Below are 13,793 nucleotides of genomic sequence, written 5' to 3'. Positions count from 1 at the left end.
AATCCAAACAGGAGAAGCTGATTGCGCACTATCCACTACAAATATATCGCGATAATTGTCCTGCTTATCCTCGTCGCAGATTTTGCAGTTTTTCGCTGGTGGCAAGGTCCTCTGGTGGCAAGCTATCGTATTAGCGCAATGCCGCTGGTACAAACAGTAGTAGCCACAGGACGCGTTTCAACGGTCGCACGTACCCAGGTGGGGAGTGAAATCACAGGCGTGGTACTTGAGCGGCGTGTACAGGAAGGTGATCGGGTTGCACAAGGAGACCTACTCTTGGTGCTGAAATCGGATGAAATCGCGGCTCAAGTCCGACAGGCTGAGACTGCACTGGCCGAGTTGGCTAGCAACCGTCGTCCTCAGGCCGCAGTGGACTTGGCCAATGCCAAAGCACAACTGGAACAGGCCAGCCGGGAAGCAAACCGCAGACGCGATCTCACTGAACCCGGCATCGTCTCGGCTGAAATGCGGGAACAAGCAGAAAAAGCCGAACGCCTAGCGCGGAATAACTTCGAGTCAGCACGCTTAAAAGCGACTGCACTGGCACCTGGCAATGTGGAGGAGAGATTGCTACGTGAACGTCTGGCAGCATTGCAGGCCCAACTGGCAAAAACCCAAATTCGTGCCGAAACGGCCGGTACCATCCTAACTCGCCATGTCGAACCGGGTGATGTGGTTCAGCCTGGCAAGACACTGCTGACCATCGCTTTAGCAGGGGATACGGAAATTCGTGTACCGCTCGATGAACGCAATTTACCGCAGCTTGCCTTACAGCAGCCAGCGAGCGTCATCGCGGATGCCTATCCCGATCAGCCTTTTCCCGCACGGATCAATTTTATTGCACCAAGCATTGATCCGCAGCGTGGAACCGTGGAAGTTCGTCTAGCGGTGAATCCCGTCCCTGAATTTTTACGTCAGGATATGACCGTTTCAGTGAATATTGAAACAGCCAAACGCGAACGGGCACTGGTTATCCCGAATGATGCATTAACAGATGTGCAAGGTACCCGGGCAACTGTGCTGTTAGTCCGTCAGGGCAAAATACAGCGTCAGCGCATCACCTTGGGTTTACGCGGTCTGGCGATGTCAGAAGTGATTGCGGGCTTAAAATCTGGTGATGAGGTTCTATCCACCCCAACCACCTCACTTGCAGAAGGTACCCGTGTACGGGTCAAACCAGAAAAAATACCCGTTGCAGCGCGTGCCGATGCAGATAGCAAAAATGAACTACCGGTGAAATTCGATTGAAAAAACTACTCGGACGACTCTGGATTGAATGGACCATCGCCGTCAGTTTCTTACGCGAGGGACGCGCACAGTCGATCATGATCACGGTGGGCGTTGCCGTGGGGGTGGCGGTCATTGTGTTTGTTTCGGCACTGATGCAAGGGTTGCAATCGAATATTATCCAGCGCACCTTGGGCACTCAAGCACATATTCGTGTACTGTCACCCGATGATGTCAATCACATTGCCCTACCCCGTCCCGGAACCTTGCAACTGTTGCTGGAAGACAAACGTGCGCAGCGCCTGCGTTCAATCAACAACTGGCAACAAGTGACAGCCACTCTCGATCAGCTGCCGGTACTCACCGCGGTCTCTCCCGTGGTCTCGGGTCCAGCCTTTGCCCAGCGCGGTGATGCTCTGGAATCCGTCGCGCTGGTGGGCATCGATGTAGAACGTTATCAAAGAATTATCCCGCTCAAAAACTATCTGATCAGTGGCCAGCTGCGGGTAGGTGCGGACAACGTGCTAATTGGCAGCCAGCTGGCGGATGACTTAGGTGTGCAGGTTGGTAGCAAACTACGCTTGGATACTGGCCAGCAAAACAGTGCAGTGGTGAATATTGCCGGGATTTTTGAACTCGGTGTGCGTGAACTGGACGCACGTTATGTTTATCTGGACCTGAAACAGGCACAATCCCTGCTCAGTCTTCCGGGCGGGGTCACGGTCATCGACCTGACGGTTGCCGATATTTTCCAGGCTGATGAAATTGCGGCACAAGTCGGACGTTTAACTTCGCTGCAAGCTGAAAGCTGGATCAAAACCAATGCCCAGCTCATGAATGCCATTTCGGCACAAAGCCTGTCGACCAGCATGATTATCGTCTTCGTGGCCATTTCTGTGGCCTTTGGGATTGCCAGTGTCTTATCGGTGAGCGTGGTACAGCGAACCCGGGAAATTGGCATTTTGCGTGCGACAGGTGCAACCCGACAGCAAATCTTGCGCATTTTTCTGTTTCAAGGTGCCATGTTTGGCCTGCTCGGCTCAGTGGTGGGCAGCGCAGCTAGTTATGCCCTGGTCTGGGTCTTTAATCACTTCGGCCCGGGTTTATTTTATATTCCCGTGTCGAGCAAACTGGTGCTGTTAGCATTGCTACTGGCAACGCTCACCGGTGTCTTAGCTGCCGCTGTACCGGCTCGCCGCGCGGCAGCACTCGATCCTGTGGAGGCGATTCGTCATGTCTGATCCTGTCCATGAAGTTCTGCGCTTGGAGGCGCTGCGCAAGTCTTACAATATTGGTCAGCCCAATGAGGTAGAGGTCTTGCATGGCCTTGATTTATGTATCGATCGCAGTGATTTTGCTGCCCTGATTGGCCCTTCCGGCTCGGGTAAAAGTACCTTATTGAATATTCTGGGTTTACTGGATCGGCCGAGCAGTGGTGAGCTTTATCTGTTAGGCCAGGCCACCAGCCAAATGGATGATGCTGGGCGTACAGCGCTACGCGGACACAGCATTGGTTTTGTTTTTCAGTTTCATCATCTGATCCAGGCCTTTACAGCACTCAATAATGTGCTGATGCCATTGATGCTGACACATGGCAAACCTGATCGAGCTGCCTTGGACAAAGCTCGTGCTTTGTTGGCCGCCGTGGGGCTAGAAAAGTTTGCGGATCGCAAACCGAATGAACTCTCTGGCGGTCAGCAACAGCGCGTCGCGATTGCCCGAGCGCTGATCACCGATCCGGCCTTATTGCTGGCCGATGAACCTACTGGAAATCTGGATACTCAAACCGCAGCAGAAGTGTTTGAACTGTTCCGTAAAGTCCATGAAGAACGTGGCTGTGCCGTACTCTTAGTAACCCATGATCCACGCCTGTCTGCCACCTGTGATCGCACCATCCATCTGGTGGATGGTCGTATCCAGAGCGATACACTGAATAATGCAATCGCTACACCGGATCAATATGGGTGATCACATCAATCACGCGGTGTTGCTGCATCACCCGGTTTCTTGCATTCACTGAAATATCATGGCCTTGGCGCACATTGAGTGTACCATCGACCTCAATATGAGCATCCACGATGATCATATCACCCATTTTACGGGTACGGATGTTATGCACGCCAAGAATACCCTCTGTCGCCAGGAATGTCTGTTCAATGGCCTGGATTTCATGCTCCGCTGCGGCACGATCCATCAGATCACTTAAGGCTTCCCAGCCAAATTCCCAGCCCATTTTGATAATCATCAAACCAACAATTAACGCCGCGATCGGATCCAGAATCGGATAACCCAACAGGTTGCCGCCAATCCCGACCATGACCACCAGCGAGGAAGCCGCATCTGAGCGTGCATGCCAGGCATTGGCCACCAGCATGCTGGATTTGACTTTCTTGGCCACTTTTAGCATATAGCGGAACAGGAATTCCTTGCCGACCAAAGCCAACATCGCGATATATAAGGCAACCGCTTGTACCTTAGGAATTTGTTCAGGGTTCAGAATTTTTTCCGTGGCCACCACCAGCATGCCCACGCCAACCCCAAGCAACAGTAATCCCAGAATAAAAGACGCGGCATTTTCGAAGCGGTAATGACCAAAGGGATGATCCTCATCGGCATCTTTTTGACTGTGATGATTGGCAAACAGTACGATGAAGTCGGCGATCAAATCACTTAAGGTATGGATACCATCGGCAATCAAACCTTGCGATTTGGCAAAAATCCCCACCACAATCTGGAAGATCGACAAAAACAGGTTCACAAAAACACTGACCCAGGTGGTTTTGCTGGCAGCTCGGGCACGTTCTTCGGGACTAATTAAATCATCTTCATGCGTATCGTCATCGAAATGCTGTACAGACATGGCTGCTCCAGTCGCTAGTAAACTTTTAGGAATCGGGGAGATTAACCACCATGGATCGAGATTTCTCTAACCAGTGGATAAATTCTTCCCAGCCATTTGCTCACGTCTTCCAGATTAGAAATAAAAGCGGTGATTCAAATAGCAAGCGTCCTATTTTTATCAGGATTAAATTTAATTTTATGATACAGGGTTGCACTTAATGCCGGCTTAAAATTTTTTAGTTCTATTTGGACGTGATGATTATGCAATTCAAAAATCAGGTTACCCAGCATAATAAACGTCATAAGCAATTTTAAAAGTCCCCGTGTGCAGGGCGGTCAAAGTGGCTAGATCCTGATAACCACCAGCCAGTACAAACATCAGCGGAATTTGATGCTGCTTGGCCAATCGAAAGACCAGTTCATCACGCTGGCGGATATATTCCGAGCTGAACCAAGACGAACCGCAGGGATCATCCTGATGACAGTCCATGCCGGCCTGATAGACAATTAAATCGGCTTGCCAAGCCATCGCGCGGTCAAACGCTTCAATAATGGCGTCACGATATTGTGCAAAATTACCATGCTGTTTATGGATCTGGCGTGTCAGTGCACGCTCATAACTGCGGCAACCTAAGGTCAAGGCGAAAATGCTGAAATTAAACAGATTATTCAATCTCAGGGTAAATTCTGCCGTCCCATCGCCACCATGCTGGTCACAATCCAACACGAAGATTTTTTTCTGCGGAAACTGCTGGGCAATCAGGGCGAGTCCATTAAAGGTACAAAAGGCAACCCCGCATTGATATTGCGCATGATGAAAGCCTTGGGCGATATTCGCAGAAATCCGGTGTTGCCAGGCCAGCTCCGCCGCTTGAATCTGCCCGGCATTGATCCGGTAAATGGCATCTCTTAATTGCGTATTCCACTGTTTAAAACCCTGAAACGTAGCTAATTTTCTCGGTGTTCCAGTATCAAAGGCCTCGACATAGGCGGGATCGTGCAATTGTTTGAGCAAATCCAAATCAATCGGCTCTGGCTCATGAAACTGAAAACCACCAGAGGCCTCTAGGGCCTTGGCCACAGCGGTTAATTTTTCCATGCTGTTGGTATGCGTTGTTGCATAATAATGCGGAGAATAACAGACCTGTAACATGGGTTTAGTTCCGAATTTGCGCTGAGGCGATGTCGGCAAGTTGTTGCAGCATTGTTGATTCCGGGCTAAATAAGCCATTGTCGATTTGCTGCTGGAAATGTGTGCTAAAGGTACGTGCACGATTTTCTGGAGAAACCGCGAGTGTGGTTAAACGTAAATACCAGAATCCGGGAATTTCACTATAGGGAATCACAAAACCAGGTAAATGCTGATTTTCGATTTTATTTTGAATGGCCGCTGCATCGTACTGCACAGAAAATAATGAGCCTGCAGGCACACAAACCCCATTCATCAACACCGGCTTTAAACTGATACAGGAATGGTCATCACCCATATTCAGCTTTTCCAGCAATAACGGCTGATAATGCTGATCAACAATAATATTTACCTGACCTTTTCTTAAAATGCGTCCATGTGCAATTTTTAAGAAAAATTCTCGGCCATTGGGCAGGAACCGACTTTGGGTTTTTCAGCCAAGGTCGGCAATTCAACCAAGTGGGTTAGCAAAGGTGTTTTCGGCAGAATAATATCTGCGAGCATTTGGATAAATAAACGGCTTTCTTCTTTTTCAGCCTGTTGTGCCAATTGCCGCAGTTGGTTTTGGAACTCGATTTCCCGGATTAACGCCGAGTTCCAATCAGCCTGATTATGCTGTACCAGCACCGCTACCTCAGGGTTCTGGTCTAGATTGTGCCAATCTTGAATCGGGGTCTGCTTGAGCAGGGTTTTCAGCACTTGTCCTTCGGTCTGTTTAAACAGTTTTAAATCATGCAATTCACTCGCTATCCGAGGCAGATTAATAAAGTCCGCCAGTACCCGAGTCGCTTGCGTAAAACCACAACCCCGTCGTTCAGTTTGATGCGAAAAATGCTCATTCAGCATTTCAGTCAGTTTTTCACAGAGCGGATATTGATGTTGTTGAAAGAGTTGAACGATTTCGTGGTCTAAGCTTTGCATCGGTACAGGTGTAATTTTTGTAAGGTGTTCTATATTAAACATATTTAAGCTGATATTTAAAATAATATTTGTTTTGTCACACTCAAATTTTGCTCTTTATTTTAAACAGCTCACCTTCAACTAATATTACCGCCACATAAACAAGACTTATTTAGATCTCAATTTAAATCCTCTGCCTGAGTCAATTTAAGCTCATTGAGTCCACGACAAATATCATGGATGCTAAAGCATTTTCTTTACAATGATGGACACCCCTATAATCCTCTGGATTAATCGGGTTATTCCCAAGCTATGTATAGAAAATGATACCCGTTAAAAATAAAAAACAGGTATATCAATACCTGTTTTCAAACAAAAATAAAGTTCCAATCGTTTAATTGGTTGTCATCGCCACTTTCTGCTGATCCTGACGCTGTTGCTTTAATAAGGCAGATGCTGCGATCTCAAGAGGTTGCTGTGCATTTTCTTCATCTGCTTTCATCGCCGCTTGAGCATGCTGGGTACGGTTTGCCGTAAACAGGTCACCCCAAGTCATGTTTGACTCTACTTTGAATGGTGCCATGTTATTTTTTGATAGCGTTTTATGCCAGTGATAAGTCAGCACCGAGTCTGCTGGCATGATGACTTTGCTGAGCAGGTTGAGCATAAACAGGTCATTCTTCTCACCTTGTAATGCCATCGGCAACTCAGTTAAACGCAAGTGCCCATATTTCTCATTCTGATGTTGTACGAGGGAATACAAATCTTTTTGTTGAGGGGCTTGGCCGGTGGTCATATATTCATAATAGGCCAAAACAGGCGCTTGTTTAAACGCCTGATCAAGGGTCGCCATATATTGTTCGTGTGCTGCACCTTTTAGCTGCTCAATTTTACGATCCATCGTACGGCTTGCAGAACGGCTATAAGAAAATAATGCATAGTCTTTTTCGGCAGCCGCTGAATCGTAGCCAGCGTTCACGATGTAATCACGTGCTTTCAATAATTCATTGAAATCAAACTGCACACCTTTCAATTCTGGAGCAAGATCGAGGTGTTCTAGTTTTAAGACTGCATACTCACCCTTGATCACCGCCTTGTTGGCAATCGCTTCATTCAAAATCAAAACGGGTTTTGATGCTGGTTCTGCCACTGGCGCTGCCTGGGTTTGGGCTGCAAATGCAAAAATTACAGCCAAACTAAGTGCAGAAATTTTCTTTGAATTTAGTTTCATTTTATACCTTAAAAAATAAAATATTTTTTGGCTATCGAGGTGAGGGGCTGTCGATATAGAATTATTATATTGTTTATTTTTTATTGTAAAAGATTTTATTCTGAAGAGATTTCTAATTTCTTGTTCTTAAATAAAATATAGTATATCGATAAAACCTATTTATTCACAGCAGGGTGGAGCTGAGTTTAAAATGTAATAATTTTTGATGTATAAATGTGACATATTTAACAAAATTAATCGAAAATTTGCTGATAAAATTACCTGTGATATGAATTATAAAATAGGTTAAATTTCACATGAAATTATAATAATAGACATCAGAAATATTAAAACCATGCAGACCGATCAATTTCATCAAAAGCAGATTATAAAGTTTTATTAAATAATAATTTATTGTATCAACTGAATAAGGCATCTCTAAGTATCGCAAGGCCCTGCTTTACACTCGCCTGAAGGCCCTCATCCAAACAGGCTTCGGAGAGGTTAACTGGTACAGCGCGGAATAGCATTACGATACTCATGCCGATGTCCCCTGCCCGCAACCATCTTTGGCTTTCAACTCACGTAACAAACCCGTTTTTAGACGCAAAGAAGCTGAGCATTTTGCCATCGGGTCTGCATATATTCGCTATAGACCGAAATTTTTTCATAGAGATGTTCGGCATAAAACATATCCTCGACCAACTGACAGCCCTGCTCCAAGCTATAGAGACCAATTGCATGCAGAATCTCGGCATTGTATCGAGAGAATGCCGTACACAACGCAGTGTGATACGCGTCTTTCTGTTTAAACAGCAATTGTCTGAGTTCAATCTGCTCCAGATCAATTCTAATGTCATCCGTGCATGACAATACGAGCAACGTCACCTTAAAAAATGCTTCGAGCTGGTTTTTAATGATTGGATCCAGCGGTAGATCCGTCATTAACACAATGCAGGACACTTCGGCATGACATAAAGCTTGCAGAAGCGCTGCATAAATAAAATCAGACTCACTTCGCGTATCAAGAGCGAACTGCAAGAAGAATCCCAAGTCACGGAGTGCTTCATGATGAGTAAGCTGCGGTGTTCGGTCTTTCAGACGATCAAGATTTAAAAATTTCACTCCGGAAGATGCCTGGCAGGTCTGATAAATAACCGGTTTATTCAGGTTGGCCAAAATAAACGGTGCAAATACAGAAGCCCAAGCCGTATTTTTCTCCGTTTGGGGTTGAATCATATAGTGAACCGTAGATGCCGCAGAATGACGCAGTACTTTGGCACGAAGCAGCTTGGCTTCGAGATGAGGATCATCCTGCTGCAGTTGATCGCTTAGACCGCCAGAAAGATTGTGCCCGACTATCAGCTGACTCAGCGTATTCAACTGTGAGGTTACAAACATGCTTTCACCGTTTTACCTATTTCTTACTCAAGATTTTTAAGCTACGACTTCTCATTTTTGATTGGAAGCACAGCTTTTCATCGATCCATCAAATGGATGAAGGCAAGATCTTAAGTTGCGGACGAAGAAAACAGTAGTTACAAAAAATGCAGAAAACGCTATAACAGAGGCCTAAGAAAACTGTCATCCGTAGGTATCAGCATTTAGATTGCTGGGTTTACTGTCAGGATAATTTGAAAATGAACCGTATTAGCTGCTGAACGCCGGACAACACCCTATTTTCGCAATCTTGGGATCGCTCTCCCTCTCTGATGAACTCAGCATCTGTAACAGGCCTGTGATTATGTATAAATCAGAACAATTGGCATTAAGCCTGAAGCATTTGATTGAAAGTGCCACTTGGCAACCTCATCAGAAACTCCCTTCATTGCGCCAGCAGGTTGAACAGTCAGGTTTTAGCCTAATGACCGTGCTGAATGCCTATCAGGAACTCGAAGCGCAGGGTTTAATCTATTCCAGAGAAAAATCAGGCTATTTTGTGGCCGATCATTGTGCGGATTTACCAAAAAACAGTGTGGTCCGTAACGATAAAATCGCCATTAATTCAGTGGTTTTTCAATACCTGAAATCGGTTCAAGCGGAAGGTGTACTGCCACTGGGAAGTGCCTTTCCTGACAGCCAGCTGCTTTATTCAGCGAAATTAATGCAGACCTTGGGACAACGCGCCAAACAGCGACGCAGCTATGAACAAATGCCAAGTTTGCCGCCGGGTCACTATGAATTACGCAAGCTCATCGCCCAACGTTACTGCATGCAAGGGATTCCAACCGATCCATCCGATATTGTCATCACTTCAGGTGGCCTCGATGCACTCAACCTGTCCTTGCAGGCAGTCACGCAAGCAGGAGACTACATTTTATTGCAGGAAACGGTCTTTTATGGTGCCTGGCAGACCGCGGAACGCTTGGGCTTAACCGTAATCACTATCCCCGAACATCCCGTGCATGGGCTTGATTTGATCGCTCTGCAACAAGCCCTCAATGATTATCCGATTAAAGTCTGCCTGCTGATGCTGAACAGCCATAATCCGATTGGTTTCACTGTTAGCGATGCAATTAAAATTCAGCTTGCAGAAATCCTCCATCGGCATGAAGTTTATTTGATTGAAGATGATGTTTACGAGGAGCTGTATTATGGCCAGAAAAAACCTCTGGCTCTGAAGTCTCTGGATGAAAAGAATTTAGTGCTACACTGTTCATCCTTCTCGAAAACCTTGGGCGCAGGCTTCCGGGTCGGCTGGGTGTATGCAGGCAAGTTTTCCGAGCATATTCAGCATTTACAGTTAATGAGTACCCTTTCCGTCAACCCGCTGATCCAAAGTGCGCTCGTCGAATATCTGTCACACCGGCATTATGAAAAACATTTAAAATCCGTGCGTAAGGCGTTAAAACGACTAAAAAAACAATATTATGACTATCTTAATGAGCGCTTAGTACAGCACTGCCAAGTGATGAATTATCCTTCTGGCTATTTTTTATGGATCGAACTTCCGGCACATCTCGACAGTAATTTACTTTATCAAAAGCTGCTCAATCACAAGATCAGCGTGGCACCCGGCAGTTTATTTAATGCCACGCAGCAGAATAAGAATGCCATTCGCATCAACTGTTCTTTCGAGTTCACGCCCGGCATAACGCAGGCCTTAGATATCTTGATTGCCCATATTCAAGAGTAAAAACAGATAGACTATAACAGATGGACACTCAATCCGAATCTGTTATAGTTTATCTCTGCAATTTTGTATCTAGGCATACCGTCATCAGCTTCAGATAATCGAGTCATCTGATAAGCATGAAGAGATGTCGTGATGCAGAATGAACAACCCCCTAAAAAACCACAGAAATATGCCGACAGTTCCATTTCCGACAAAGCCTTTAAGCGCATGATTGTATGGTTTGCTCTTTACTGTGGCCTTTTTATTGTTGGGGTCATGCTGGCGATTAATGCGGATCGGATTTCTTTGGGATAATCCACCATGTTGCTTCTGAATCAATCGGGTAGCCTGTTCCCTCAAGGCTCAAAAGCCTGACAAACGCTGTTCGATGCGTGCCTGACGCTTGCAGCGTTCTGAACAATAACGGACCTCGTCCCAACAGCGCTGCCATTTTTTGCGCCAAAGAAAAGGCCGTTGACAATAGGCACAGGTTTTTTCTGGTAAATGCTGTTTTTTCATGCTGTGATCAATCCCTTGAATAAACTCTCAAGAACGGGCAAACCCAAAGATATTTTACCAAACGTCTCCTGACCTGTTTTGGATTCAATCAAGAATGTGTTCAGCGTTTTATGGTTTATAAGGCTACATGAAAAGCATCTGTACAATCCATTTTTTCATCCAACCTCTTGTCAGCGATGGCTTACACAAGCTTGAGGCATTTTCGCCTATTTCTCTATAAAGCTCTGCAGTATTCTGAACTCATAAAGGGACAGGATGTTCCACATACACAAAATAATCATAATAATTACAGCAAAAAAGGGAAATTCAGTCCGGTCAGCGCTTATACCAAACTGAAAAACAAAGAAGCCTCAACAGTGTTGAGGCTTCTTTGTTTGATCAAGCTACGATCGTCTGATCAGTGTCAATCGCTTGATGTATTGAACTTTTATATAGCGTAGAACGATTAGTAAAAGCTTTTAAAACGTGTGTCATCGGCAATAAAGTCTTTTTCACCCGCCGCTGCTTCGACCGAACCAAACACCAATTGTGCACGTAATTTCCAGTAGACAGGGATGCCAAATCGTTCTGCGACCTGTTCATCGACAATCGGGTTGTAATGCTGTAGAGAAGCCCCTAAACCTTGTTCCGATAGCGCCATCCAAACTGCAAACTGGGCAATCGCCGTAGAGTGTTCTGACCAGATTGGGAAATTGTCCGCATATGCAGCAAATTGTTCCTGTAGGCCTTTCACCACATTTTGATCTTCAAAGAACAGAACTGTCGCAAAGCCGGCAGCAAAGCTGTCAATTTTATCGCTCGTAGCATGGAAATTCTCAGCGGGTACGATCTGACGCAACTTTTCCTTCACCATATCCCAGAAATCCTGATGGGCTTGACCAAACAGGTTCACGACCCGCGAAGACTGTGAGTTAAATGCTGATGGACTTAAGCGAACCGCCTCACGGATGGTTTGATCCAATGCTTGTGGCTGCTGAGTCACATTTTTACCAATACGGTAAATGGTACGGCGCTGTGCTAACTGCTCTAGAAAAGTCGCTGATTGTGCTTGGTCTGGGGTTTGTTTGGAACTAAAAATTTGAGCTAAGAATGACATGGGTCTGCTCCTGTGGCTATTCTGTGTCGTGAGGTTCTCACTGAGTATGTCGCTATCTTAGTCGTTATCCCTGATGTAACCTATCCTCTATCTTTAGACACAGCGTTGCATTTTTAGAACCATTGCAACACACTACAGCATAGATTTCGCTCTCTCATCCCGCATTCAGTCTATCGACAAACAGCGCTGCGCAAAATAAGGCAGCAGGCCGAGGTTCAGAATATCCGCAATCACCCAAAACCGTGTGCGGATAGAAAAATATTGATCTGCATCAGCCAGACTGATCTGCAAGGTTTGACTACGAAAATAACACGCATTAAGCGTCGGTTTAATTGGCTTTAATGTGGGTTGAGCTAAACCAACACACAAATGTCCTATGCGATCAGGCAATTGCAATGATCGGGTTTCTCCCAGTGCTAACTGAGCGATCAGCTCCCCATCAAAAAACACATACAGTGGCCAACCACGTGCAAGAGTGTTCTGTAACAGTCCTGCACAACGATGTAAGGTGATCTGCATAGCGGTTCTAGGCCGATTTGGACGTTTTTATCATGACCTTCGTGCTCAGGCCATGGTCTTAATGGTGACTTGAAAACGCTTCAGTGAATAAAAGAAGAAGCAGCAACCAATCACCAGTAGCCATAAAAATGAACTCCATACCACTTCGATACCGGCACCACGGAATAAAATGGCTTGCCCGAGCTGCACCAGATGGGTCGTGGGCGCCAGTAACATAATGTTCTGCACCATCTCCGGCATGCTTTCCCGAGGAGTCATCGCACCCGACAGCATTTGCAGTGGAATCAGGGTCATGATCATCAACAGGCCAAATTGCGGCATGCTTTTCGCTACCGTCGCCATAAAAATTCCCATTGATGTGGTGGCAAACAGCGATAAGGCAGCGCCACACAAAAAGAGAGGGACGGAACCTTCAATCGGTACATTCAGCAGATCACGCACCACAAATTGTAAAGAGGCTGATGCTGCCAGCAACACCACCAATCCCATCGACCAGACTTTCGCCAGCATGATTTCAGTAGCCGTTACCGGCATGACCAGCAAATGCTCAACAGTGCCATGTTCACGTTCGCGGATCAGTGCTGCGCCCGTGAGAATGATGGAAAGCATCGCTACATGGTTAATGATTTCCATCAAACTGCCAAACCAGGCCTCTTCCAGCCCGGGATTAAAACGGGCGCGCAAGGTTAGCTCAACTGGCAAGATCGTCTCCTTGCGGTGTCCCTGTACAAATTCATTGACCTCAGCATGGACAATTTGTTGAATATAGCCACTGCCAGTAAAGGCCTGGCTCATCCGGGTGGCATCCACATTCAGCTGCAATTGTGGATGATGCCCCGCTAAAACCTCTTGCTGAAAATTCGGTGGAATATTCAGAGCGAAGGTATACAAACCGGCATCCAGGGCTGGGTCAACTTGATTCAGATTTATCAGCTGGGGCGGATTAAATTGCGGGGGATAGAAAGCTGACACGATCCGGTTGGACAATGGCGACTGATCTTCATCGACAATCGCGATGGCAGCTTCATTCAGCGTTTCCGGCATGGCTGTGGCTGCCGTATAAATCCCGATACTAAACGTATAAATAATCAAAAAAAGCATCATCGGGTCACGCCACAGACTCCACAACTCCTTAACCCCAAGATGATAGATATTCGCCAGCTTCTGTCGGATCATA

Annotated in this window: 13 protein-coding genes and 1 pseudogene; 5 read left to right on the top strand and 9 right to left on the bottom strand. The window is 46.2% G+C overall.

Annotated features, from left to right (window positions below):
- Nucleotides 1-21 precede the first annotated feature (21 nt).
- From PGW99_RS11970 to PGW99_RS11960, 3 genes are read left to right on the top strand one after another with little or no spacing between them, the layout of a single operon-like run.
- Complete coding sequence (locus PGW99_RS11970) at nucleotides 22-1,248, top strand: efflux RND transporter periplasmic adaptor subunit (protein WP_273777952.1); 1,227 nt, start codon at nucleotides 22-24, stop codon at nucleotides 1,246-1,248.
- Entirely contained in the window at nucleotides 1,245-2,468 is a 1,224-nt protein-coding gene (locus PGW99_RS11965; protein WP_273777951.1) for an ABC transporter permease, read from the top strand. Before PGW99_RS11970 ends, PGW99_RS11965 begins: the two co-directional genes overlap by 4 nt.
- Nucleotides 2,461-3,195 (top strand): ABC transporter ATP-binding protein, encoded by a 735-nt coding sequence (locus PGW99_RS11960; RefSeq protein WP_273777950.1) that lies wholly within the window; start codon nucleotides 2,461-2,463, stop codon nucleotides 3,193-3,195. Before PGW99_RS11965 ends, PGW99_RS11960 begins: the two co-directional genes overlap by 8 nt.
- On the opposite strand, the gene PGW99_RS11955 is transcribed toward PGW99_RS11960, so the two are convergent.
- The 5 genes and pseudogenes from PGW99_RS11955 to PGW99_RS11935 form a co-directional block, all read right to left on the bottom strand.
- Nucleotides 3,173-4,087 (bottom strand): cation diffusion facilitator family transporter, encoded by a 915-nt coding sequence (locus PGW99_RS11955; protein ID WP_273777949.1) that lies wholly within the window; start codon nucleotides 4,085-4,087, stop codon nucleotides 3,173-3,175. The genes PGW99_RS11960 and PGW99_RS11955 overlap by 23 nt on opposite strands.
- Before the next feature lie 261 nt (nucleotides 4,088-4,348).
- On the bottom strand, nucleotides 4,349-5,221 hold the full coding sequence (locus PGW99_RS11950) for a histone deacetylase (RefSeq protein WP_273777948.1): 873 nt from the start codon (nucleotides 5,219-5,221) through the stop codon (nucleotides 4,349-4,351).
- Between the two features lie 4 nt (nucleotides 5,222-5,225).
- A pseudogene (locus tag PGW99_RS11945) lies at nucleotides 5,226-6,178 on the bottom strand (hypothetical protein).
- Between the two features lie 373 nt (nucleotides 6,179-6,551).
- Complete coding sequence (locus PGW99_RS11940) at nucleotides 6,552-7,388, bottom strand: hypothetical protein (protein WP_273777947.1); 837 nt, start codon at nucleotides 7,386-7,388, stop codon at nucleotides 6,552-6,554.
- A gap of 579 nt (nucleotides 7,389-7,967) precedes the next feature.
- Nucleotides 7,968-8,768 carry a hypothetical protein gene (locus PGW99_RS11935; protein ID WP_273777945.1) on the bottom strand — a complete coding sequence of 267 codons (801 nt, stop codon included), beginning with the start codon at nucleotides 8,766-8,768 and terminating at the stop codon, nucleotides 7,968-7,970.
- Between the two features lie 343 nt (nucleotides 8,769-9,111).
- Here PGW99_RS11935 and PGW99_RS11930 point away from each other — a divergent pair, with 343 nt between their 5' ends.
- Nucleotides 9,112-10,503, top strand: coding sequence for an aminotransferase-like domain-containing protein (locus PGW99_RS11930; RefSeq protein ID WP_273777944.1), 1,392 nt, complete (start codon nucleotides 9,112-9,114; stop codon nucleotides 10,501-10,503).
- Nucleotides 10,504-10,635: 132 nt separating this feature from the next.
- A complete protein-coding gene (locus PGW99_RS11925) occupies nucleotides 10,636-10,797 on the top strand; it encodes a hypothetical protein (RefSeq protein WP_273777943.1) in 162 nt (53 codons plus the stop codon).
- Between the two features lie 48 nt (nucleotides 10,798-10,845).
- On the opposite strand, the gene PGW99_RS11920 is transcribed toward PGW99_RS11925, so the two are convergent.
- From PGW99_RS11920 to PGW99_RS11905, 4 genes are all read right to left on the bottom strand, one after another.
- Nucleotides 10,846-11,001, bottom strand: coding sequence for a DUF2256 domain-containing protein (locus tag PGW99_RS11920; protein ID WP_273777942.1), 156 nt, complete (start codon nucleotides 10,999-11,001; stop codon nucleotides 10,846-10,848).
- Nucleotides 11,002-11,446: 445 nt separating this feature from the next.
- On the bottom strand, nucleotides 11,447-12,097 hold the full coding sequence (locus tag PGW99_RS11915) for a nitroreductase family protein (protein ID WP_273777941.1): 651 nt from the start codon (nucleotides 12,095-12,097) through the stop codon (nucleotides 11,447-11,449).
- 165 nt (nucleotides 12,098-12,262) lie between these two features.
- Nucleotides 12,263-12,616 (bottom strand): hypothetical protein, encoded by a 354-nt coding sequence (locus tag PGW99_RS11910; RefSeq protein WP_273777940.1) that lies wholly within the window; start codon nucleotides 12,614-12,616, stop codon nucleotides 12,263-12,265.
- A 45-nt stretch (nucleotides 12,617-12,661) separates the two neighbouring features.
- Nucleotides 12,662-13,792 (bottom strand): ABC transporter permease, encoded by a 1,131-nt coding sequence (locus tag PGW99_RS11905; protein WP_273777939.1) that lies wholly within the window; start codon nucleotides 13,790-13,792, stop codon nucleotides 12,662-12,664.
- Between the last annotated feature and the right edge of the window lies 1 nt (nucleotide 13,793).

Origin of the sequence: Acinetobacter sp. GSS19 (assembly GCF_028621895.1) — a bacterium.
Classification (GTDB): Bacteria; Pseudomonadota; Gammaproteobacteria; order Pseudomonadales; family Moraxellaceae; genus Acinetobacter.
The sequence above is the reverse complement of the archived record's forward strand: the minus strand, read 5'-3'. Positions and strand labels throughout refer to the sequence as shown.